Origin of the sequence: Blautia sp. OF03-13 (assembly GCF_003460685.1) — a bacterium.
Lineage (GTDB): Bacteria > Bacillota > Clostridia > Lachnospirales > Lachnospiraceae > Fusicatenibacter > Fusicatenibacter saccharivorans.
Window position 1 is genome coordinate 26,369 of sequence record NZ_QTVR01000012.1, and the last position, 22,103, is coordinate 48,471.

General features: G+C 51.5%; 21 protein-coding genes and 1 other annotated feature. Of the genes, 18 read left to right on the plus strand and 3 right to left on the minus strand.

The genetic code is table 11. The features are described from left to right. Positions 1 to 26: 26 nt before the first annotated feature. The 18 genes from DXA55_RS10590 to DXA55_RS10670 all read left to right on the plus strand — a co-directional run bounded on the left by DXA55_RS10590 (position 27) and on the right by DXA55_RS10670 (position 20,537). Entirely contained in the window at positions 27 to 827 is an 801-nt protein-coding gene (locus tag DXA55_RS10590) for an MBL fold metallo-hydrolase (RefSeq protein ID WP_055266294.1), read from the plus strand. A 110-nt stretch (positions 828 to 937) separates the two neighbouring features. Then, positions 938 to 1,158 (plus strand) — a binding site (T-box leader). A gap of 95 nt (positions 1,159 to 1,253) precedes the next feature. Beyond that, the gene (locus DXA55_RS10595; RefSeq protein ID WP_055220009.1) at positions 1,254 to 3,905 is read left to right on the plus strand and encodes a valine--tRNA ligase; all 2,652 of its coding nucleotides are present in this window, start codon (positions 1,254 to 1,256) and stop codon (positions 3,903 to 3,905) included. Continuing rightward, entirely contained in the window at positions 3,906 to 6,122 is a 2,217-nt protein-coding gene (locus DXA55_RS10600) for an LTA synthase family protein (protein ID WP_070100823.1), read from the plus strand. A 182-nt stretch (positions 6,123 to 6,304) separates the two neighbouring features. Then, positions 6,305 to 7,600 (plus strand): bifunctional folylpolyglutamate synthase/dihydrofolate synthase, encoded by a 1,296-nt coding sequence (locus tag DXA55_RS10605; protein ID WP_117509831.1) that lies wholly within the window; start codon positions 6,305 to 6,307, stop codon positions 7,598 to 7,600. A 26-nt stretch (positions 7,601 to 7,626) separates the two neighbouring features. Beyond that, positions 7,627 to 7,800, plus strand: a complete 174-nt coding sequence (locus DXA55_RS17315; RefSeq protein ID WP_022461761.1) for a hypothetical protein — start codon at positions 7,627 to 7,629, stop codon at positions 7,798 to 7,800. A gap of 9 nt (positions 7,801 to 7,809) precedes the next feature. Next, positions 7,810 to 9,225, plus strand: coding sequence for a tetratricopeptide repeat protein (locus DXA55_RS10610; protein ID WP_117814113.1), 1,416 nt, complete (start codon positions 7,810 to 7,812; stop codon positions 9,223 to 9,225). A gap of 207 nt (positions 9,226 to 9,432) precedes the next feature. Next, positions 9,433 to 9,756, plus strand: coding sequence for an anti-sigma factor antagonist (locus DXA55_RS10615; protein ID WP_022461763.1), 324 nt, complete (start codon positions 9,433 to 9,435; stop codon positions 9,754 to 9,756). Between the two features lie 38 nt (positions 9,757 to 9,794). Continuing rightward, complete coding sequence (gene spoIIAB / locus DXA55_RS10620; protein WP_270423031.1) at positions 9,795 to 10,265, plus strand: anti-sigma F factor; 471 nt, start codon at positions 9,795 to 9,797, stop codon at positions 10,263 to 10,265. A gap of 33 nt (positions 10,266 to 10,298) precedes the next feature. Then, positions 10,299 to 11,015: a SigB/SigF/SigG family RNA polymerase sigma factor gene (locus tag DXA55_RS10625; RefSeq protein ID WP_055220004.1), complete on the plus strand. Its 717-nt coding sequence runs from the start codon at positions 10,299 to 10,301 to the stop codon at positions 11,013 to 11,015. Positions 11,016 to 11,208: 193 nt separating this feature from the next. Beyond that, positions 11,209 to 11,763 carry a helix-turn-helix domain-containing protein gene (locus DXA55_RS10630; protein ID WP_117814115.1) on the plus strand — a complete coding sequence of 185 codons (555 nt, stop codon included), beginning with the start codon at positions 11,209 to 11,211 and terminating at the stop codon, positions 11,761 to 11,763. 339 nt (positions 11,764 to 12,102) lie between these two features. Beyond that, entirely contained in the window at positions 12,103 to 13,320 is a 1,218-nt protein-coding gene (locus DXA55_RS10635) for an aspartate aminotransferase family protein (RefSeq protein WP_117509834.1), read from the plus strand. Between the two features lie 163 nt (positions 13,321 to 13,483). Next, positions 13,484 to 14,104 (plus strand): cytidylate kinase-like family protein, encoded by a 621-nt coding sequence (locus DXA55_RS10640; protein ID WP_117509835.1) that lies wholly within the window; start codon positions 13,484 to 13,486, stop codon positions 14,102 to 14,104. A gap of 3 nt (positions 14,105 to 14,107) precedes the next feature. Then, positions 14,108 to 15,631: an APC family permease gene (locus DXA55_RS10645; protein WP_055219995.1), complete on the plus strand. Its 1,524-nt coding sequence runs from the start codon at positions 14,108 to 14,110 to the stop codon at positions 15,629 to 15,631. Between the two features lie 78 nt (positions 15,632 to 15,709). After that, positions 15,710 to 16,894, plus strand: a complete 1,185-nt coding sequence (locus DXA55_RS10650; protein ID WP_117509895.1) for an iron-containing alcohol dehydrogenase family protein — start codon at positions 15,710 to 15,712, stop codon at positions 16,892 to 16,894. Positions 16,895 to 17,086: 192 nt separating this feature from the next. Continuing rightward, on the plus strand, positions 17,087 to 18,031 hold the full coding sequence (locus DXA55_RS10655; protein ID WP_117814116.1) for an AAA family ATPase: 945 nt from the start codon (positions 17,087 to 17,089) through the stop codon (positions 18,029 to 18,031). A gap of 6 nt (positions 18,032 to 18,037) precedes the next feature. Further along, the gene (locus DXA55_RS10660; RefSeq protein ID WP_117814117.1) at positions 18,038 to 19,168 is read left to right on the plus strand and encodes a DUF58 domain-containing protein; all 1,131 of its coding nucleotides are present in this window, start codon (positions 18,038 to 18,040) and stop codon (positions 19,166 to 19,168) included. Further along, complete coding sequence (locus DXA55_RS10665) at positions 19,159 to 20,163, plus strand: hypothetical protein (RefSeq protein ID WP_117814118.1); 1,005 nt, start codon at positions 19,159 to 19,161, stop codon at positions 20,161 to 20,163. Before DXA55_RS10660 ends, DXA55_RS10665 begins: the two co-directional genes overlap by 10 nt. After that, the gene (locus DXA55_RS10670) at positions 20,115 to 20,537 is read left to right on the plus strand and encodes a hypothetical protein (RefSeq protein ID WP_117814120.1); all 423 of its coding nucleotides are present in this window, start codon (positions 20,115 to 20,117) and stop codon (positions 20,535 to 20,537) included. The genes DXA55_RS10665 and DXA55_RS10670 overlap by 49 nt, the downstream gene beginning before the upstream one ends. Position 20,538: 1 nt before the next feature. Here the strand turns inward: DXA55_RS10670 and spoVAC are convergent, their stop codons facing one another. From spoVAC to DXA55_RS10685, 3 genes are read right to left on the minus strand one after another with little or no spacing between them, the layout of a single operon-like run. Then, a complete protein-coding gene (gene spoVAC / locus DXA55_RS10675) occupies positions 20,539 to 21,012 on the minus strand; it encodes a stage V sporulation protein AC (RefSeq protein ID WP_022461770.1) in 474 nt (157 codons plus the stop codon). 19 nt (positions 21,013 to 21,031) lie between these two features. Next, entirely contained in the window at positions 21,032 to 21,454 is a 423-nt protein-coding gene (locus tag DXA55_RS10680; protein WP_242998492.1) for a stage V sporulation protein AB, read from the minus strand. Beyond that, positions 21,411 to 22,079: a stage V sporulation protein AA gene (locus DXA55_RS10685; protein ID WP_022461772.1), complete on the minus strand. Its 669-nt coding sequence runs from the start codon at positions 22,077 to 22,079 to the stop codon at positions 21,411 to 21,413. Before DXA55_RS10685 ends, DXA55_RS10680 begins: the two co-directional genes overlap by 44 nt. Positions 22,080 to 22,103 lie beyond the last annotated feature (24 nt).

Sequence of the window (22,103 nt, forward strand, 5' to 3'; positions counted from 1 at the left end):
TTATTATTTTAAGGAGGTTTTACATCATGGAGGGTTTTCAGGTAACAGAAATCGGGGAAAAAATTTACTGTATTTTGGACGCAGGAAATTCATCGTTCTATGTAGTAGAAGGTGAAGAAAAAGCGGCTGTCATTGATACCGGCATTACGGCAGGCACAAAGATTCTGCCGGTGATCCGTGAGCTGACGGACAAGCCGCTTCTGCTGGTCATCACGCATGCGCATCCGGATCACATGTATCACATGGATGAGTTTGATGAGGTGTACATGTGCCACGATGAAAAGAAGATGGATCCAGAGACGCTTGTGATGCTGACAGCGGGAAAATTAAAACCGTGGGAGGAGATTCATGACATCCGTACCGATTCCGTGATTCCGCTCGGCGGCACAGAGCTGGCCGTCTGTCAGACACCGGGCCATACGCCGGGCAGCGTTGTTGTGCTGGAGACGAAACAGAATTACCTGTTCACCGGAGATGCGATCGGAAGCGGCTGCGGTGTCTGGATGCAGGTGCCGGGCGGAACGAGCCTGGAAGAGTATTACGATGGTCTGGTTGGTCTGATGGCGTGGCTGGTGAAAAAGGGCGGCCGCATGAAATTCTTCGGCGGTCATCACACGCAGGTGTTTGAATCGACGGCGCATCCGGTTTACAATCCGCTCAGCCTCGGCGTTCTCGCAGATCTCATCGACCTTGTGGATCAGGTGATCCACGGCGAAAACCTGGGACGGCCAAGCAATGCGAAGCCGTTTTCGAAAGAACAGGTCCGCTACGCGTCGTACGGCCGCGCAGAAATGCAGTACTGTGCATCGCGGATTCACCGAAAATAAGCGCGTGAAATCTTAAAACTTCCATAAGAAGAAAGGTTTTTGCCCGCGGCGGCTTGACAAAATAAAAAAACGCGATTATGATAAATGCAGTTTCTATTCCAACAGAAAAAGAAAAGGTTATGAGGAAGAGGAGTACATGGCAGGCCCCAAAAGAGAGGACGGTTCACCGGCTGAAAGGCTGTCCGGGAAGGTGGTCATGGAAGGTAGCTTCTGAACCGGAGAGCTGAAAAGCACAGAAGATGTGATGATTAGGTTCTCACGCATGAGTCACGTTACAGACTCCGAAACGAGATACAAATTAAGGTGGTACCGCGGAATTTTCGCCCTTTGCATGCATGTTATGTGTATGTGAAGGGCGTTTTTGATTTAAGACAAGCCTCTGCGGGAATAAATACCACAATACACCAAACATAAAAGGAGGATCTCATGAGCAAAGAACTCGCAAAGACCTACGATCCGAAAGGACTCGAGGACAGACTGTATCAGAAATGGCTGGATAAAGGATATTTCCACGCCACTGTAAACCCGAACAAAAAACCGTTTACCATTATGATGCCGCCTCCGAACGTAACCGGACAGCTTCACATGGGCCATGCACTCGACAACACCATGCAGGATATTCTCTGCCGTTTCAAACGGATGGAGGGATATGAAGTCCTCTGGCAGCCGGGAACCGACCATGCGGCGATTGCAACCGAGGTAAAAGTTACCAATATGCTCAAAGAGCAGGGCATCGACAAAGATGAAATCGGACGCGAAAAATTCCTGGAGCACTGCTGGGAGTGGAAGAAAGAGTACGGCGGACGCATCAACAGCCAGTTAAGAAAGATCGGCTCCTCCGCAGACTGGGAGAGAGAACGCTTCACCATGGACGAGGGATGCTCCAAAGCCGTAGAAGAAGTATTCTGCCGTCTGTATGAAAAAGGATGGATCTACAAAGGAAGCCGCATCATCAACTGGTGCCCGGTATGCCAGACTTCCATCTCCGATGCAGAGGTTGAATATCAGGAGCAGGCAGGCCACTTCTGGCACATCAACTACCCGGTAGTTGGAGAAGAAGGCCGCTTCGTAGAAATCGCAACGACCCGTCCGGAGACTCTGCTCGGCGATACTGCCGTAGCTGTCAATCCGGAGGATGAAAGATACACCGATATTGTAGGAAAAATGCTGAAACTGCCGCTGACCGACCGTGAAATCCCGGTTATCGCAGATGCTTACGTAGACAAAGAGTTCGGAACCGGATGCGTTAAAATTACACCGGCACACGACCCGAACGATTTTGAGGTAGGAAAACGCCACAACCTCGAAGAGATCAACATCTTAAACGATGACGGAACCATGAACAACAAGTGCGGCAAATACGCCGGCATGGACCGCTACGAGGCAAGAAAAGCCATGGTAGAGGATCTCGAGAAGCTTGGCCTTCTTGTAAAAGTAGTGGATCACGTTCACAACGTAGGAACCCACGACAGATGTAAGACAACCGTAGAGCCGATGATCAAACCGCAGTGGTTTGTAAAAATGGCGGATATGGCTGCCGCTGCCAGCGAAGCGGAGAAGAACGGCGAAGTAAACTTCATCCCGGACCGCTTCAGCAAAATTTATCAGAACTGGCTGAATAACATCCATGACTGGTGTATTTCCCGTCAGCTCTGGTGGGGCCACCGCATCCCGGCTTACACCTGTGATGACTGCGGCGAGATCACCGTTGTAAGAGGCGGAATGCCGGAAAAATGCCCGAAATGCGGCAGCACCCATCTCACCCAGGACCCGGATACCCTGGACACCTGGTTCAGTTCTGCTCTGTGGCCGTTCTCCACGTTAGGATGGCCGGAGAAAACACCGGAATTTGATTACTTCTATCCGACCGACGTACTCGTAACCGGATACGACATCATCTTCTTCTGGGTTATCCGTATGGTATTCTCCGCACTGGAGCAGACCAAACAGGTTCCGTTCCACCACGTACTGATCCACGGACTCGTTCGTGATTCCCAGGGACGCAAGATGAGTAAATCCCTCGGAAACGGTATCGATCCGCTCGAAGTCATTGACAAATACGGTGCAGATGCTCTCCGTCTGACTTTGATGACCGGTAATGCACCTGGAAACGATATGCGTTTCTACTGGGAGCGTGTAGAAGCCAGCCGTAACTTCGCAAACAAAGTATGGAACGCTTCCAGGTTCATCATGATGAACCTGGAAAAAGCAGAAGTTCCGTCTGAAATGCCAAAAGACAAACTGACACTGGCAGATAAATGGATTCTTTCTAAGGTAAACACGCTGGCAACGGAAGTAACGGACAACATGGACCGCTACGAGCTCGGTATCGCCGTACAGAAGGTTTACGACTTTATCTGGGAGGAGTTCTGCGACTGGTACATCGAGATGGTAAAACCGCGTCTGTACAGCGAGACCGACGAGACGAAGGGCGCTGCACTGTGGACCTTAAAAACCGTTCTTGGCAATGCATTAAAGCTGCTGCATCCGTTTATGCCGTTCATCACAGAGGAAATCTACTGCACACTGAATCCGGACGAGGATTCCATCATGATCGCCGCATGGCCGAAAGAGACCGAAGACTTTGCATACGCAGAGGATGAGGCAGCCGTTGAGATGATGAAAGAGGCGGTAAGAAGCATCCGTGGTGTCCGCACCAGTATGAACGTACCGCCGTCAAAGAAAGCAAGCGTATTCGTTGTAACGGAAGATGCTGCTGTACAGGAAACCTTCAAAAACGGTGCTGTATTCTTCGGAACTCTGGCAGGAGCAAGCGAAGTTCACGTACAGGCAGACAAAGCCGGCATCGCAGACGATGCGGTATCCGCAGTGATCCCGCAGGCAACGATCTACATTCCGTTTGCCGAGCTGGTTGACCTGGAAAAAGAGATCGCCCGCCTTACGAAAGAGGAAGAGCGTCTGACAAAAGAGATCGCACGTTCCAACGGCATGCTTGGCAACCCGAACTTTATCAACAAAGCTCCGGAAGCAAAAGTTCAGGCAGAGAAAGAAAAACTGGCGAACTATCAGCAGATGATGGAGCAGGTTCAGACAAGATTGGAGCAGCTGAAAAAATAAATGAAAAAAGGAAAAAAACTGCATGGAAACAAGGAAACCGTAGTGAAAGTCTGCAACTGGCTCTCTTTGCCGCTGCAGGCCCTGGGATGCTGTATTCTGTATCTGGTGATTGAAGCATTTTCCCGCCATTCGCTGGCATCTGCATGGAGCTACATGGTGGAAAGCCCATGGGTCTTTTTGTACAATGCATTTTTGATCTTCACTACTTTTATGGTAGTTTATCTGTTCCGCAGACGTGTGCTGGTACGGCTGGTGATGAGCTGTTTCTGGCTGCTGCTCGGCATCATTAACGGTGTGATTCTGGCAAACCGCGTCACGCCGTTTACCGGACCGGACTTGCGGAATTTAAGTGACGGCGCAAAGGTCGTGACGAAGTATCTGTCGAAAGGTACCATGATCCTCGTCGTAGCAGCCCTTGTGGCATTATTGGCATTTTTTGTATGGGTCTGGATCAAAGGACCGAAATTTCAGGGGAAAATCCGCTGGTATCTGAATGTGCCGTTGATTGCTCTGGTAATTGTACTCTTTACGGGAGCAACAAATCTGGCGCTTGCAAAGCGTGTGCTTTCCAGCTATTTCGTCAACATCGCATTTGCCTACCAGGATTACGGCTATCCGTACTGTCTGGCAGTCACCCTGTTTGATACGGGAATTTCAGAGCCGAACGGCTATTCCGAACAGCTCGTGAAACAGATTGAGACGAGTGAAGGCGAACAAAAAGAGGATGATACGGTAAAACCGAATATTATCTTTTTGCAGCTGGAGTCCTTTTTCGATCCGGAGCTGGTTAATTTCCTCAACATTTCCGAGGATCCGATCCCGTATTACCGGCAGCTGATGAAGGATTATTCTTCCGGTTATCTCCGCGTGCCGGTGGTGGGAGCCGGAACAGCAAACACAGAGTTTGAAACTATTTCCGGCATGAGCCTCCGGTATTTCGGAGCGGGTGAGTATCCGTACAAATCGGTGCTTTCAGAGGAGACGTGTGAGAGTGCGCCGTATGTTTTAAAGAATCTTGGCTATGCGACCCATGCGATCCACAACAATGAAGCAAACTTCTATTCCAGAAGAAGTGTATTCTCACGTCTTGGTTTTGATACCTTTACCTCGGAGGAATATATGCCGGATATCTCGGATGTGACGGCGACAGGATGGGTAAAAGACCATATTCTGACAAAAGAGATCATAAAAACGCTCGATGCGACAGACGAACCGGATTATATCTATACGATTTCGGTACAGGGCCACGGTGATTATCCGACAGAGCCGGTGCTTGACGATCCGGAGATTACAGTGACAGGCGCGGAAGACCGGGAAAAAAATAATTACTCCTGGGAATATTATGTAAATCAGATTCATGAGATGGACAAATTTGTCAAAGAGCTGACGACAAAGCTTGCGGATTATCCGGAGCCGGTGGTACTTGTGATGTACGGGGACCATCTGCCAACGATGGGACTGAAAGTAGAAGATCTGGAGAACCGCTATCTGTATCAGACCGAATACGTAATCTGGGATAATATGGGACTGAAAAGGAAACAGGAAAACATTGCTTCCTACCAGATTGCAGCAGAGGTTATGAACCGTGTGGGAATTCATGACGGAACCATTTTCCGGTATCATCAGACGAGACGGAATACGAAGAATTATCAGGTGGATCTCGAGGTGCTGCAGTATGATATGCTGTATGGAAAACGGTACGTTTACGGAGAAGACGGAGAGACACCGTATGAGCGTGTGAAGCTGCAGATGGGTGCTCTGCCGGTAACACTGGAACGAATCGAAAAATCCGGAGAAGATACCTGGTATTTTTACGGAGAAAACTTTACGGCATCGAGCCGTGTGGAAGTCAACGAGGAGATACAGGATACCGTTTATGTCAGCCCGTCGATTCTGATGGTGCATAGTCTGACCCTGGAAGACGGTGATCAGATTACAATCGCGCAGCAGAGCAACAGCTCGACGAAGAAGGTGCTGACAAGGACAGAGCCGATGATGTATGAAGAGCCAAAAACGGTATCTACACCGACGCCGACGCCGAACCCGGACAGCACGAAAACGGACGTGACACAGGAAAATGCCAATACGAGCACTGCGCCGCAGGATGAACTGACGGCAGCGCCGTCCGGTGCGCCGGAGGGCGAAGGCGACAAGATTGAGCCGTCAAAAACAGAAAACAGCGATAAACCGGCCGAAGACGGCGGTCTGCAGAATTAAAAAGAGTGTCCGAAAGATCATACAGTGGGGCGGATTTTGACGTCCCACTGTATCTTTTTACGGGGAAAGTCGAAAAGTCGGGACAAAATTTTGAAAATTGCTATGGACATATCCGGTCACTCGATTATAATGATACTAGGGTCTGAAAGCAGCCCTAAAATACTGAAGAATGGTGAAATAAAGTGAATTATACAGAAGCAGTTGATTATATCGAAACAATACCGAAATTTACGGTGAAGCATCCGCCGGAACATACGAGGGAGCTTCTTTCGCGCCTTGGGAATCCGCAGGAAGGGATCAAAATTATCCATGTGGCGGGCACGAACGGAAAGGGAAGCGTCTGCGCGTACTTGAATGCGATGCTGCTTGCAGGCGGCAAAAAGACAGGACTTTTTACCTCCCCGCACCTTGTACGCATCAACGAGCGGTTCCAGATCAACGGGGAAGATGTGTCGGATGAGCAGTTTCTCGACGCATTTCTCAAAGTGGAAAAAGCAGCCAAAGAATACGAGGCGGAGGGCGAAGGCCATCCGAGCTATTTTGAGACGCTGTTCCTGATGGGAATGCTGATTTTCAAAGAAGCCGGCGTGGAATACCTGGTCATGGAGACCGGCCTTGGCGGACGGCTGGATGCGACAAATGTGGTCGAAAAGCCGCTGGCATGCATCATCACGTCCATCAGCCGCGACCACACCGAGTATCTCGGCGACACCCTCGAGGCGATTGCGGGAGAGAAAGCCGGCATCATCAAAGCCGGTGTCCCGGTGATTTACGACGCCAGCCAGCCAGGTCCGGCGTCTGTCATTGCCGCAAAGGCGAAAGAGATGGGAAGCCCGGCATGGCCGATGGAGCCGTCGTTCTATGAGATGAAAACACAGAGCCGCGAGGGCATCACCTTTACCTTTGCATACCTGGGCGGCGAAAAAGCAGAGCTTGCGATTCCGTACGTGGCAAAATATCAGATGATGAATGCAAGCCTTGCGTTTTACACGATGCATATTCTGCAGGACGTGCACGACATTCCTAAGAACGTGCTTGCGGAAGGTCTTTCGAAGATCAAATGGCCGTGCCGTATGGAAATGGCTGCGCCGGGCGTCATCATCGACGGCGCGCACAACGAGGACGGCATTGCACAGTTTGTCAGCACGGCAGGCTATTTTGCGAAAGAAAACGAGATCACGATTCTGTTCACGGCAGTTGCAGACAAGCACTATCATGAGATGATCGGTGAAATCTGCGAGGGCATCCATCCGTCCCATGTTGTTGCAACGCAGATCGACGGAAGCCGCGTCGTACCGGCGGAAGTGCTTGCAGAGGACTTCAGAAAAGCAGGATGCACGGATGTCTGCGCGGAATCGGAGATCGGGGCAGCGTATGAGAAGGCACTGGAAAAGAAGGGCAGCGGCATGCTGTTCTGCGTGGGTTCTCTGTATCTGGCGGGCGAACTGAAAGCATATCTTGCAAAGCGGAATGGTTAGCGAATACAGGAAGGAATTTTTTGTTTATGTTAAATTACGAAGAAGAACTGAAGAAGTTTAAACCGTGTCTCGATGTGGACGAGGTGGAGGATGCGATTTACAGCCGTGATCTGACGGATGTGATCGACATTTTGAAAGAAATGATGAAAAACGACAAGCCGGAACAGGAAAACGAGACAGAAGCGGAAAAGGAAGAGTAAGGTGCCGGAATGAACTGTATGAATTGTAAATCGGTTGTGGACGTCGGAATGGAGATCTGTCCCAACTGTGGTTTTAACCTGAGAGTACAGAGAAAATGTTTTTCTCTTTCGAATATGTACTACAATCTGGGCCTCGACAAGGCAGAGATCCGGGATCTTTCCGGAGCGATTGATATGCTGCGGCGGAGCCTGAAGTTTAACAAATACAATATCCATGCGCGGAACTTGTTAGGCCTTGTCTATTTTGAGACGGGTGAAGCGGTTGCGGCGTTAAGTGAGTGGATCATCAGCAAGAATATTATGCCGGAGAATAATGTGGCGACGGAGTATATTGCGACGCTGCAGGCGGAGCAGGCGAAGCTGGATATGATCAATCAGACGATCAAGAAATACAACAGTGCGCTGAAATGCTGCCGCGAGAACAATGAGGATGTGGCTGCAATCCAGCTGCGCAAGATTCTGAACCAGAATCCGAAGCTGATCAAGGGATATCATCTGCTGGCGCTGATTTATATTCACAAGGGTGAGTATGAGAAAGCGCGGAAGATTCTGAAAAAGGCGGCGAAAATTGACAAGACAAATTCGACGACGCTGCGTTTCCTGAAGGAGGTTGACTTCCAGACGGGTACGCAGACATCGCTGGAGCCGAGGCGGTTCGGACGCAGGGAGCGGACGGAAGAGCAGCGGGAGGACGAAAGAGAGCGGGTAGTAAGCGGCGATACGGTGATTATTCCGCCGACGTTCCGCGAGACATCGACGGCGGCTACCATGCTGAATATCGGCATTGGACTGGTGCTCGGCGCACTGGTTGTGTGGTTTCTCGTCGGGCCGGCGAATACGCAGAGAATTAACCGCCAGGCGGATGAAAAGGTTGTGGAATACAGCGGAAAAATGGCGAGCCAGGAGGCGCAGCTGAATCAGCTTCAGAGCCAGGTGGATTCCCTGAACGAAACGACGGCATCTGCCCAGCAGCAGATCCAGACGGCACAGGACACGGTGGCTTCGTATGAAAACCTTTTGAAAGCAGTGGAAGCGCAGCAGCAGGGCAATACAAGCAATGCAACCAATGCACTGACGGAGGTCAACCCGGAGGCCCTCTCTGTAGATGCAAGAGCCGTTTACGATACGATCTACAAGAGCATGCAGTCGACGATGTTCCAGGAACTCTCAGATTCTGGCGTCAGTGCGTTTGATGATTCGAATTACACGGAGGCGATTGATAAGCTTTCGAAGGCTAAGAATATCAACGACAGTGACTATACGGTGCTTAACTATCTGGCGCATGCGTATCGGCTGAGTGGGGATACCGATAATGCGATTTCGGTGTTCCAGGAGATCATCGATAAGTTCCCGGGAACCCAGAAGGCTACTAAGGCCGAGCAGCAGATTGAGGCGCTGGGGGGGACTGTGAAGACGGAGGAATAGTGAGGACGGATGCCCACGGGGCAGAATGCCGCAGGAGATGCGGCGCTGTTTCGTCGGGCTGATACCACTGACTACGCGGAGGGTGCGTGGGACGAAGGGCAAAAAAGTATAAAAGTGAGAAGATAAAACACAAAAGATGAAATTCGCTTTACGGCGAAAAATCTTTTGTGTTTTTTATTTTATGACAGGAAAAAGGGAGGATGGGAAATGGATAATCGTGTTTGGGTGAAGGATGCGGTGATGACGATTCGGCTTCCGGAAGAGGTGGATCATTTTGTGGCTGACCGGCTTCGGGAGGAGGCGGGGGAGATTTTGGTGGAGAGGAATGTGAGGGAGGTGGTGTTTGATTTTCGGAAGACGGTGTTTATGGACAGTTCGGGGATTGGACTGGTGATGGGGAGGTTTCGGGAGATGGAGCTGATTGGCGGGAAGGTGAGAGCGGTGCATGTGGGAGAGCGGATGCGGAGGATTCTGGTGATGTCGGGGGTGACGCGGGTGATTGAGGTGGAAGAGGAGAAGACGTGGAAGTAGGTTTTGGACGGGGAGTGGGCAGAAAGGGGAATGGGATGATGCGAGAAAGGATGAAAACAGAAGAGAAGATGCGGTGGAATACGATGACGCTGGAATTTGAGAGCCGTCCCTGCAATGAGAGTTTTGCGCGGGTGTCTGCGGCGGCGTTTCTGGCGCAGCTGAATCCGACGGTGGAGGAAGTGGCGGATGTCAAGACGGCGATTTCGGAGGCGGTTACGAATGCGATGATTCACGGATACCGGCAGGAAAAAGGGAAAATTCAGATGAAGTGTGTGCTGGATCTGGAGGAGAAGGTGTTTCAGGTGACGGTAAAAGATACCGGCGTCGGGATCGAAAATGTGGAGAAGGCGATGGAGCCGATGTTTACGACCTGCCCGGAGCTGGAGCGGTCGGGGATGGGGTTTTCGTTTATGGAGGCGTTTATGGATGAGCTGGAAGTAAGGTCGCATCCGGGATGGGGGACGGAAGTGGTGATGAAACGGAAAATCGGTGTGCATCCGGAAATGTAAGGGCCGGATCGGAAGTCATAGGAGTCAGAATGCATGGAACATACGCTTGCCCTGATCGAAAAGGCACACGAAGGGGATAAAGCGGCAAGGGATACACTGGCAGAGGAAAATATGGGACTGGTCTGGAGCATGGTGAGGCGGTTTGCAAACCGCGGGGTGGAGATGGAGGATCTGTGCCAGATCGGGAGCATTGGGCTGTTGAAGGCGATTGATAAATTTGATCCTTCGTTTGAAGTCTGTTTTTCGACGTATGCGGTTCCGATGATTGCGGGGGAGATCCGGCGGTTTCTGCGGTCGGAGGGGATGGTGAAGGTGAGCCGCCCGATCCGGGAACTGGCGTGGAAAGCGTATGCGGTGCGTGAGCGGCTGGAGCGGGAGAACGGGCGCGATCCGACGCTGGCGGAGATAGCGGGGGAGCTTGATGTTACCGTGGAAGAAATCGTGGAGGCGATGGAGTCCGGCGCGGAGGTGGAATCGCTGCAGAAGACCATCTATCAGGGGGAAAACCACGATATTTCTCTGATGGACCGCATTCCGGAAAAAGAGAACGGGCAGGAAAAGCTGCTGAACCGGATTTTCTTGGAAGAGCTGTTGGGACGACTGCCCGCGAAGGAGCGGCAGCTCATCTACATGCGCTATTTTCAGGACATGACGCAGGCGCAGATCGCCGGAAAACTGGGGATTTCGCAGGTGCAGGTGTCGCGGATGGAAAAGAAGATTCTGCGGCAGATGCGGATGGAAAAGGTCTGACAAAAATACAAATCCGGCGGAAGGGCGCTTTTCCTGGGAAAGGCAGAGAAAAGTGCCTGAAACCCGGGCGGATAAAGGAAGAAAAGAAAGGCGAAGCGGGGAAAGGCGGCAGAAAGTTTAAAAATATTCACTGGAATATCGGAGGAAGGTGTGCTACAATGAGCGAAATACGAAGAAAGGCAGGTGGAAGAACATGGATTATCTGACAGAAAATGTGGCGGTCAATCTGAAACGGATCCGGCAGTCGAAAGGGATGAGTCTCGACCAGGTCTCAGAGCAGACCGGGGTCAGCAAGAGTATGCTCTCGCAGATCGAAAAGGGAACGGCGAACCCGTCGCTTGGCGTGCTCGGGAAGATTACGAGCGGCCTGCGGATTGAATTTCAGGAGCTGATTGCAACGCCGCTGGTGGATAGTTATCTTGTGACACCGGAGAATCTGGTTCCGACGAAAGAGCTGGAGGGGCAGTACACTGTGTGGACGTTCTTTCCGTATGAGGACACGCGGCTTGTGGAAATCTACCGCATCGACATCGAACCGGGCGGAACGTATGTGAGCGGCGGCCACGGAGAGAAAACAAGAGAGTACCTGGTGGTGACAGACGGCGTGATGACCGTGGAGTGCAATGGAAAAGAGCATGAGATCCACTTGAAGCAGGCATTCCGTTTCGAGACAGACCAGACCCACATCTACCGCAACAGAGGGACGGAGAAGACGAGCTGCATGTGTTTCTTTCTCGACTATCACTAAAAGCCGCAGAATAACAGGCTTTCTTTTTTTGAATGAACTGTTCAATATAATGGACAGAAGTCCACTGGAACATCAGAATAAAAAACAACGGATATGAAAAAAAATACGGTGGAAGACGAAAAAACATCAAAAAAGAATAGAAAAAGCGGGTGTTAAAGAAAAAGCAAAAATAAAAAACTTTTTTAAAAAAAGTAATTGACAAATATAGGGAGTGGTGCTATTGTATGGTTGTACAAAATAATAAACGAAAAACAAAGCAAAGACGCTTACCAACGAGTAGTCTTTGCTTTTTTGTTTTTTATTTAAAAAATCTTTTCAACGCTATGGGAGGATAACACTATGAGATTAAAAGACACAGGATTAACGGTTCAGGACATCAAAGACAAAGTAAACAAGTACATGATCGAGACCTACGAGCGTTTCGATTTCCTTGCAGAAACCGCAGAGGGGATGTACATGTACGACGAAAACGGAACGCCGTATCTTGACTTTTACGCAGGCATCGCCGTAAACAACGCCGGAAACAGAAACCCGAAAGTTGTTGCTGCAGCAAAAGAGCAGCTCGACGATATCATGCATACCTTCAACTATCCATACACCATCCCGCAGGCACTGCTTGCTGAGAAAGTCTGCGAGACCATCGGCATGGACAAGATCTTCTATCAGAACTCCGGTACCGAGGCGAACGAGGCCATGATCAAAATGGCAAGAAAGTACGGCATCGAGAAATACGGCCCGAACCGTTACCACATCGTAACCGCAAAGATGGGCTTCCATGGAAGAACCTTCGGTGCCATGTCTGCAACCGGTCAGCCGGGCAACGGATGCCAGGTTGGATTCGGACCGATGACCTACGGATTCTCCTACGCACCGTACAATGATCTGCAGGCCTTCAAAGATGCATGTACCGAAAACACCATCGCCATCATGGTTGAGCCGGTACAGGGCGAAGGTGGTGTTCATCCGGCAACGAAAGAGTTCATGCAGGGACTCCGGAAGTTCTGTGATGAGAACGACATGCTGCTTCTGATTGATGAAGTACAGACCGGCTGGTGCAGAACCGGTGCGGTAATGTCTTACATGAACTACGGCATCAAACCGGATATCGTATCCATGGCAAAAGGTCTTGGCGGCGGAATGCCGATTGGCGCAATCTGCGCAACAGCTGAAGTAGCAAAAGCCTTTACCCCGGGATCTCACGGAACTACCTTCGGCGGCCATCCAGTCAGCTGTGCAGCAGCACTGGCAGAAGTCAACGAACTGATCGACCGCGACCTTGCCGGAAATGCAAAGAAAGTCGGTGATTACTTCGCAGAAAAATTAGCAAAACTGCCGCATGTCAAAGAAGTCAGACATCAGGGACTGCTGGTCGGCGTAGAGTTTGATGATACCATCAGCGGCGTAGAAGTCAAACATGGCTGCCTTGACCGCCATCTGCTGATCACCGCCATCGGAGCGCACATCATTCGTCTGATCCCTCCGCTTATCGTAACCGAGGAGGACTGCGACAAGGCAGTTGCTATCATCGAAGAAACCGTAAAAGCTCTGGAAAAATAAAGAATTCTTATAGAAACAAAGAAAATCTCATAGCGTGAAAAGAACAGGACAAGGACGTCAAAAAGCAAAGAACCATGCTTCGCCCCTGTCCTGTTTTTCTTTTCATTCTGTGAATCGGAAACAACAGGTAAAACAGAGAAATTAAATGTGAGAGGAAAACGGTATGGGACATCTGGTTATCACAATCGGCTGCGAGTACGGAGCCAAAGGAAATGCCATCGGCAGGAAAATTGCGGAGGATCTCGGAATTAAGTTCTACGATCGCGATCTGGTGGATCAGATTATTGAAGAAGTCGGAATTCCGAAAGACATCATGAACCGTGTAGAAGAGGGCGGTACGATTGCCGGAAAAGGAGCCGAGGGCGATGTCCGTGGATCCTTCTCAAAATATGCGGACCTGACCGAGCGTGCGATTCATGTACAGAAGCAGATCATCCGGAAACTGGCAGAAAAAGAGGCCTGCGTCATCATCGGACGATCCGCGGATTACATCTTAAAGGACAGCAAAGATATCAAGCTCCTCCGGGCTTTTATCTATGCACCGGATGAGATCCGCATTCAGAATATCATGAAGAGCCACAGCCTTTCCGAGAGCGATGCAAAAATTCTGCTGCTCGAGAAGGACAAACGGTATCACAAGCGTCATCTGGCGCTGACCGGCAGCAACCGCGGAGACCGGCACAACCGAGACATTCTGATCAACAGTGCATTCCTTGGTGTGGAGGGCACAGCGGAATATCTCGAGGAACTGATTCAGAAGAAATACGGAAGCGGGGAGGAATAAGCCATGGAACAGAAAAAATCAGAATTTGACAAAGTATTAGGTGCATGGGATATTCTCGTCATCGCTTTCGGAGCCATGATCGGCTGGGGCTGGGTCGTATCCTCAGGAAGCTGGATTCAGAAGGGCGGCGTTGTCGGAGCTTCAATTGCGTTCGCGATCGGCGGTGTCATGATCTTCTTCATCGGACTGACTTACGCAGAACTGACTGCAGCGATGCCGCAGTGCGGCGGCGAGCACGTCTTCAGCTACAAGGCGATGGGCCCGAACGGTTCGTTCATCTGTACCTGGGCGATTATTTTAGGATATGTCAGTGTTACGTGTTTCGAGGCGTGCGCCTTCCCAACCATCATCACGTATCTGTGGCCGGGATTCCTGAAAGGCTATATGTACAGCGTGGCAGGATTTGATATCTATGCTTCCTGGGTAGCCGTAGCCGTTATTGTAGCGTTCCTCATCACACTGATCAATGTGCTGGGCGCAAAAACAGCAGCCGTTCTGCAGACGGTCCTTACCTGTATCATCGGCGGCGCTGGTATCCTTCTGATTGTGGCATCCGTGATCAACGGAGATTCCAGCAATCTGCAGGGACAGATGTTCGTCGGCGAGAGCACCGGAACGATGTTCCAGAACATCATCAAAGTTGCTGTTGTTACCCCGTTCTTCTTCATCGGCTTTGACGTTATCCCGCAGGCAGCAGAGGAAATCAACGTTCCGTTAAAGAAAATCGGTAAAATGATGATTCTCTCCGTTGTACTCGCTGTTGTTTTCTATTCCTGTGTTATCCTGGCTGTCGGCTATGTGCTGAACCCGTCCGAAATCCTGAGCTCGGAAGCAGGAACCGGACTTGTCACAGCAGATGCGATGGCGAAAGCGTTCGGTACAGCGGTTATGGCAAAAGTCATCATCGTCGGCGGTATGTGCGGTATCATCACATCCTGGAACTCCTTTATGATCGGCGGTTCCCGTGCCCTGTACTCTATGGCTGAATCCTACATGATTCCGCCGATGTTCGCAAAGCTTCATCCGCAGCACAAAACTCCGATCAACGCCCTGTTCCTGATCGGCGCGCTGACTATGCTGGCTCCGTTTGCAGGACGAGGCATGATGGTGTGGATCTGTGATGCAGGTAACTTTGGATGCTGTCTTGCCTACTGTATGGTATCTCTTTCCTTCCTGATCCTGCGGAAGAAAGAGCCGGATATGCCGCGTCCGTACCGTGTTCCGGCGTACAAATTTGTTGGAACGATGGCAGTTCTGATGTCCGGATGCATGGTGCTTGTTTACTGCATTCCTGGTTCCGGCGGAACGCTGGTATGGCAGGAGTGGCTGATGGTAGGCGGCTGGAGCCTCCTCGGTGTTGTATTCTTTGCAGTCTGCAAGTTCAAATATAAAGAGAAGTTCGGCAGTCTGATCGAGCTGATCTCCGACGAGGACGCAGCGTCCCTGATGCCGGAGGCAGACGATGCGGAACTCGACGTTGTTATCGATGCAGCGATCGACCGTGTCCTTGCCAAAATGGCTGGCTGAAGCTGAGATAGGATAAAACAAAGCGTGTCGGAAAGAAAAATTTTCGGCACGCTTTCTGAAAGAAAGGGGAAAAATAAGATGAATCCATTCGAATTTTCGATTCCACAGAATATTATTGTCGGAGCAGGAACGCTTGCCAAACTGCCGGAGTGTGCCAAGAAGATGGGCGGAACCCATGCGATGATTCTTTCCGGTCCTACCCTGAAAAAAATGGGCGTTGTGGACAAAGCAGCGGACAGCCTGAAAGCGGCAGGCATCGCAGCCGATATTTTCACAGATATTGAGGCGAATCCGTCTGTGACGACAGTAGAAAAAGCAACCGAGAGCTATCTTGCTTCCGGCGCAGACTTTCTCGTAGCACTCGGCGGCGGTTCTCCGATGGATGTAGCAAAGGCCGTCGGTGTGACGGCAAAATACGGCGGAAGCATTACGGAATACGAAGGCGCACACAAAGTGCCGGGAAAAATTGTCCCGCTGATTGCCATTCCGACGACTGCGGGAACCGGCTCCGAGGTGACCGCATTTTCCGTGATCACCGACCACAGCAGAGATTACAAGCTGACCGTATTCAGCTATGAACTTCTGCCGGAGTATGCCATTCTCGATCCGGAACTTTTAACTTCCGCTCCGGCATCCGTTGCGGCAGCGTGCGGTATTGATGCTTTTATCCATGCGGAGGAGGCTTATATTTCCACAGCCGCATCTCCGTTCTCCGATGCCATGGCAGAAAAAGCGATGGAATTGATCGGTAAAAATATCCGCCGTTTCGTGGCGCGCAGAACCGATCTCGAAGCCGCAGAGGCGATGCAGACCGGTTCGCTGTTTGCGGGTATTGCATTTTCCTACGCAAGACTTGGAAATGTCCATGCAATGAGTCATCCTGTGAGCGCCTTCTTCGATGTGCCGCACGGCGTGGCAAATGCCGTTCTGCTTCCGGTCATCGCAGAGTACAATGCACTGGCAGACCATGGAAGATATCTGAAGATCTACAACTACATCAGCGAAATCCCGGCATACGCCGATGAATTTGAGCCAATGATGCTGGTCGGCGCGATCCGCGAGCTGACCGCAGCCATCGGAATCCCGGCCAGCCTGACCGATGCGATCCGCCAGGCGGCAAAGGGAAAAGAAGTGACAGCAGAGGAGATCGAGAGCAAAATCGTGCCGATGGCGGTAGATGCGATGAAGAGCGGAAACATCGCCGTCAACCCGAGAGCGTCCCGTCAGCAGGACATCGAGGCGCTGTACCGGAAAGCACTGTAGGAGAGAAATCTAATATAGATATAGAAGAAACCGTAAAGGGCGATGCTGTGAAAAGTATGTACAGCATCGTCCTTTTTCTGCTTGTCTTCCGAAAATATGTGCTGTAAAATAAATTTATCGTGCTGTTCTTACAAAACAGAGCAGCGAGGGGTGGATTTTTTTATTAAATCTTACTATTGGAGGAAGCAAAACATGGAAAATAATGTATTGCAGCAATTAAAAGAAAATATCGCAAAGGTCATGATCGGAAACGAGCGCACGATCGAGCTTGTCCTGACCTGCCTTGTTGCCAAAGGTCATATCCTGCTCGAGGATGTCCCGGGAACAGGAAAAACGGTCATGGCGAAATCCCTTGCGAAATCCGTCGAGGCAGAGTTCGGCCGCATCCAGTTCACACCGGACTTACTGCCGTCCGATGTCACCGGTCTCAATTATTTTGATGCCAAAAGCGGAGAGTTCGTCTTTTCGAAAGGCCCTGCCTTCTGCAACATTCTGCTTGCCGATGAGATCAACCGTGCAACGCCGAAGACGCAGAGCAGCCTTCTCGAGTGCATGGCTGAGCGCCAGATCACCGTGGACGGTGTGACACGGCCGCTCGAGGAGCCGTTCCTCGTCATCGCCACGCAGAACCCGCTCGAGACGCTCGGAACCTTCCCGCTGCCGGAGGCGCAGATGGACCGTTTTTTAATGAAACTTTCGATGGAAGCATTAAGCCCGGCGGAAGAGACACAGATGATCGCCCGTTTCCTGACCGAGGAGCCGCTCGCCGAGCTGTCGTCTGTCTGCCAAAAAGAAGAAATCCGTACCCTGCAGGAGGCGTGTAAAGAAGTCTACCTGCATCCGGAACTGGTACAGTATCTCGTCCGCGTCGTACAGGAGACGAGAGTCAACAGCAAAATTGCAAGCGGTGTGAGCCCGCGTGGAACACTCGCATTTTTACGTGCCGTACAGGGCCACGCGCTGGTGCAGGGACGAAACTACGTTGTGCCGGAGGACTTCAAGACCGTGGCTGTTCCGGTACTCGCACACCGTCTCACCATGCAGATCGGCGCAGACGACGGAAGAGCCGCAGAATCGGTGATCGAGGAAATTTTAAACCGCATCGATCTGCCGACCGAAAACTGGTCAGGAAGGTAACGGACTATGCTTCTTTTATTACTATTTGGAATGGCGCTCGCCTGGTTTCTGCAGAAAAAGCTGTACCAGAAAAACTGGCAGAAAAATCTGAGAATCCAGGTCAGCTTCCAGGATTCCGCGATCTATGAGGGCGAGGAGAGTACGTTAAAAGAGGTCGTCGTAAACGACAAACTGCTGCCGATTCCGGCACTCGAGCTTGGCATTTCGATGAGCCGCAATCTGGAATTCGACCGCGAGGCAAAAGCAAACGCGAGCATCACCGACCAGAGCTACAAACGCGATGTCTTTTCGTTCCTGTTTCATCAGCAGGTCACGAGAACACTGCCGTTTCAGGCGAAAAAACGAGGATTCTACGAGATCACCGGTGCGCATGCCGTAGCGTACGATCTTTTTTTCCGGGAGGGTCTTTACAGCGATTACCCGCAGCAGACACAGATGTACGTTTACCCGCGCCAGGTCGATACTGCACGGATTCAGATGATCTGCCGTGCCGTGTCGGGCATGGTTCTGTCACGGAATCGCCTGTACGAGGACCCGTTTGAATTTTCCGGTATCCGCGATTACCGGAAAGAAGACCCGATGAACCGCATCAACTGGAAATCGTCGGCACGGATGGGAGATCTGATGGTCAACCAGTTTGACGCGACGACGAGCGTGGAAGTTACGGTGCTTCTCGATATCGAGGACGCCAACATTCTGCGCGAGGAAGCGCAGGTCGAGGAGAGCATCCGCATCACGTCTTCGCTTGCGGCGCGGATGGTGAAAAACAAGATGAATCTGTGGGTGAAGAGCAATGCGAAAGATGAGGAGACCGGCGAGGAGCTGCGTGTCCATCTGGCAGCGGGCGCCGGAAAAACAGCGGAGCTGAACCGGAAACTGGCGTGCGTGCAGCTTGGGGGCAATCTCACAGGCAGCGCGGAGTTTCTGCACAAAGAGGCGGAAAAAGAGCTCACCGGCCATACCTACGTTGTCGTATCCAAAAACAGAACCGATGAGGTCCGTGAGGCGCTTCATCTGCTCTCCGGTGCGCAGAACCAGGTGCTGTGGGTGATTCCGTATCTGCCGGGCGAAGAAGTTCCGTCGGAGCAGAACCGTGCGTACACCGCAATCGGCTGGGAGGTGAAACCATGGAAATAAAAAAGACACCGGTACAGATCCCGCTGACCTGGCTTCATGTCTGGCTTTTATTCGCCGGCATCTATGGCTTTGCCGCCGGTTTTCTGGAGCTGACGGGAAGGGAGGCGCTGTATTTCTGCGCCATATCCTTATTGCTGCTGATTCCGGCCGCCGCAAGCTGGATTCTGATCCGGAAAACGAAAGCACTCTGGCAGTTTCTGCTTGGCGGAATTGCGGTCTGCGCGGTGACGTATCTGGCAGCGAAATTTTTCTGTTCCCTGTTCAGTGTGCAGGCGGCAGCGGTAATTGAAGCGGCTGCGGCGGCAAACGATGGAAAAAACAAGTTTGATAACGGTATTTCTCCTGCATTTCTGGAGAGCCTTTCCGGCGTGATGACGGGTCTTATGGCCGCTGTGATTTTCCTGATCCGCGGCTATGTCAGAATCCGCAAAGGCCAGTTAAAGAAAGCAGCGCAGGAACTGCCGGCCGGCTCAATGCCGCTGGCGGATATGGAAGCGTGGGAGATCCCGACGCTCCTCGATGAGCCAAAGCCCCTTCATTTTCTCTGGTTTATGATACAGTATGTGATCGGTGTGCTGATGAAAATGCCGTTCTACTGGCATCTGATCTACTGGTTTTTCTTTGCAGATGTATTCCTGTGCTTCTTCTGCCAGTACCTCGACGGCATGCACGGGTTCATCCGTGACCATCAGAAAATCGCCAATCTCCCGGTGGAGACGATGCAGCGGACGGGAAAACTGATCCTGAAAATTGCAGTACTCCTTCTGGTACTGTTCGTGCTCCCATCGGCGCTCTACGGAAAGGATCCGATTGCGGAGCGATCGCAGGATATGAGCCGAAAGAGCTGGAAAGCGATCTTACGATCGAAACACCGGAGGCCGAGGCGCCGCAGGGCATGGAGCAGGCCGATCTGTCCGATATGCTGGGGGACAAAGAGTACAAACCGATGCCGCAGTGGATCCAGAATCTTTTTACGGCGGTCATGTATCTTGTGATGGTTGCCGTCGGAACCGCGGTTCTGCGGGCGATTTACCAGAGCGTAAAAAATGCGGGAAAAGCCTTCTCAGAGGATGAGGAGGACGAAGTTCTCTTCCTGCATCAGGGAAACGACGAACGGGAAAATCTGCCGTGGCGGCGGGAAAAGAAAGAGGGCTATCTCTCCCCGAATATGCGTATCCGCCGGCAGTATAAAAAAACGATCAAAAAAGCCGGAAAATACCAGCCGACCGGAGCCGAAACCCCGGCGGAGCTGGAAGAGAGAAACGAGCTTTCCGGCGACGGCATGAGACGGCTGCACGACGGCTATGAAAAAGCCCGTTACAGCTGCGAGGGCTGCACAAAAGAAGAGGCGGAAGCGCTGCGGAACTGATTTAAAACCAGTTCCCGGCAGCGGTCCACAGCCAATAGAGAAAGCCGAGCAGCCAGCTTGCAAAGACACCGTACAGAATGACAGGTCCGGCGATGGTGAAAATTTTCGCACCGATGCCGAAGACCTGTCCTTCTTTTTTATATTCAATCGCAGGAGCTGCAACCGAGTTGGCAAAGCCGGTGATCGGGACGAGCGCACCGCAGCCGGCAAAGGTGACGATTTTCTGATAGATGTTGAGGCCGGTTAAAATCACACTGCTAAGGATCAGAATCAGCGAGCACCAGGAGCCGGCGTCATCTTTGCTGAGCGAGAACTGCGTTTTGCCGATATGGAGCAGAATCTGCCCCACGACACAGATCAGACCGCCGACGATAAAGGCTTTTGCCATATTGCAGAAGAGATTCTGCTTTGGCGTCACCTCTTTGACAAACTGTTCGTATTCTTTTTTTGCCCGTTCACTTTTTAAACTCTGCATCACATCTTACCTCCAGTTCTTATTGAAATCCACTTGCAAAATAATAGAGAGAGCCCGCGATTTTCCCTGCCGCCATGCAGAGAATTACAAACGGCAGTCCGCGCGTCAGTCCGATCCGGCGGCAGAGGATCGAAAACAGGTTGACGACTTCGCCGAGCGCGATGATCCAGCTTCCCAGATAAATGCCCGCAAAAAGCCAGAACACACCGGCCGTCCAGGAGGGCAGGGAAAACGAGAAGGTGCCAAGCGAGAAAAGATCGCCGAACAGCGCCCCGGCCATACAGCAGCATTCGTAAAAACGCAGGCTCTCTGCTGTCTTTGTGATGCCGGCGTACCGTGTCACGATGCCAAGGCCGATCACAAGCGCGACAAGGCCGCTCGCGATGAAAAAGCCAAGGCTAAGACCGGCCATGGCCAGCAGGATCTCTGGCAGGATTCGCATGAAAAGCCTCCTTTCCTTTACCGGAGCGGTCGTTCTGTTCGATAATGGTCGTATCGATATCATCCTCGTAGACCCGCATTTCCACCTCGAGCGGCGTCGGGTCCTGCGTGAATTTCCGCCGTCCGAAATGGTTGAAATAGAGCACGACGCCAAGGCCGATGCCGATGGAATATGAAATTTCCAGCACCGAAAATCCGGGCGTCATCTGCGGGAGAAAACGGGTGTAAACATCCAAAAACAGCTCGCGGACGCCGATGTCGGTGTGGAAGGTCATAATGGAAAACGCAGTTCCGATAAACGTAAGGATGCCGACCAGAATCGTTTTGCACCAGCTGATCCAGGTGTTTTTCTGACGCGGATCCTCGTACGTTAAAATAAAATTCGGCTCGCCGATGTGGGTGACATCGACGTGCTCCTCGGCCTCCGTGACGAGGCGGACGAGGGTGGAGGCGGAGCAGACGTAGCGCCCGTATCCGTCATCGGGAAGATGCGCCACGCGGCGGACCTGATTGCGGGCGAGGACAGCGCCGTCTGAACAGGAAAGCTGCGCCACATCGCCGAGCGTCACGACGGGACTGGTGATTTTGATATTCCGCTCCGTCTGAAGATACAGCATTTCACTCATGAAAAAGATTCCTCTAAAAGTTTC

Bases quoted from the DNA above. Each gene is read 5' to 3' on its own strand.
- DXA55_RS10590 (WP_055266294.1), top strand. From the start codon at position 27: ATGGAGGGTTTTCAGGTAACAGAAATCGGGGAAAAAATTTACTGTATT.
- DXA55_RS10595 (WP_055220009.1), top strand. From the start codon at position 1,254: ATGAGCAAAGAACTCGCAAAGACCTACGATCCGAAAGGACTCGAGGAC.
- DXA55_RS10600 (WP_070100823.1), top strand. From the start codon at position 3,906: ATGAAAAAAGGAAAAAAACTGCATGGAAACAAGGAAACCGTAGTGAAA.
- DXA55_RS17315 (WP_022461761.1), top strand. From the start codon at position 7,627: ATGTTAAATTACGAAGAAGAACTGAAGAAGTTTAAACCGTGTCTCGAT.
- DXA55_RS10610 (WP_117814113.1), top strand. From the start codon at position 7,810: ATGAACTGTATGAATTGTAAATCGGTTGTGGACGTCGGAATGGAGATC.
- DXA55_RS10615 (WP_022461763.1), top strand. From the start codon at position 9,433: ATGGATAATCGTGTTTGGGTGAAGGATGCGGTGATGACGATTCGGCTT.
- spoIIAB (WP_270423031.1), top strand. From the start codon at position 9,795: ATGCGAGAAAGGATGAAAACAGAAGAGAAGATGCGGTGGAATACGATG.
- DXA55_RS10625 (WP_055220004.1), top strand. From the start codon at position 10,299: ATGGAACATACGCTTGCCCTGATCGAAAAGGCACACGAAGGGGATAAA.
- DXA55_RS10630 (WP_117814115.1), top strand. From the start codon at position 11,209: ATGGATTATCTGACAGAAAATGTGGCGGTCAATCTGAAACGGATCCGG.
- DXA55_RS10635 (WP_117509834.1), top strand. From the start codon at position 12,103: ATGAGATTAAAAGACACAGGATTAACGGTTCAGGACATCAAAGACAAA.
- DXA55_RS10640 (WP_117509835.1), top strand. From the start codon at position 13,484: ATGGGACATCTGGTTATCACAATCGGCTGCGAGTACGGAGCCAAAGGA.
- DXA55_RS10645 (WP_055219995.1), top strand. From the start codon at position 14,108: ATGGAACAGAAAAAATCAGAATTTGACAAAGTATTAGGTGCATGGGAT.
- DXA55_RS10650 (WP_117509895.1), top strand. From the start codon at position 15,710: ATGAATCCATTCGAATTTTCGATTCCACAGAATATTATTGTCGGAGCA.
- DXA55_RS10655 (WP_117814116.1), top strand. From the start codon at position 17,087: ATGGAAAATAATGTATTGCAGCAATTAAAAGAAAATATCGCAAAGGTC.
- DXA55_RS10660 (WP_117814117.1), top strand. From the start codon at position 18,038: ATGCTTCTTTTATTACTATTTGGAATGGCGCTCGCCTGGTTTCTGCAG.
- DXA55_RS10665 (WP_117814118.1), top strand. From the start codon at position 19,159: ATGGAAATAAAAAAGACACCGGTACAGATCCCGCTGACCTGGCTTCAT.
- DXA55_RS10670 (WP_117814120.1), top strand. From the start codon at position 20,115: ATGCCGCAGTGGATCCAGAATCTTTTTACGGCGGTCATGTATCTTGTG.
- spoVAC (WP_022461770.1), bottom strand. From the start codon at position 21,012: ATGCAGAGTTTAAAAAGTGAACGGGCAAAAAAAGAATACGAACAGTTT.
- DXA55_RS10680 (WP_242998492.1), bottom strand. From the start codon at position 21,454: ATGCGAATCCTGCCAGAGATCCTGCTGGCCATGGCCGGTCTTAGCCTT.
- DXA55_RS10685 (WP_022461772.1), bottom strand. From the start codon at position 22,079: ATGAGTGAAATGCTGTATCTTCAGACGGAGCGGAATATCAAAATCACC.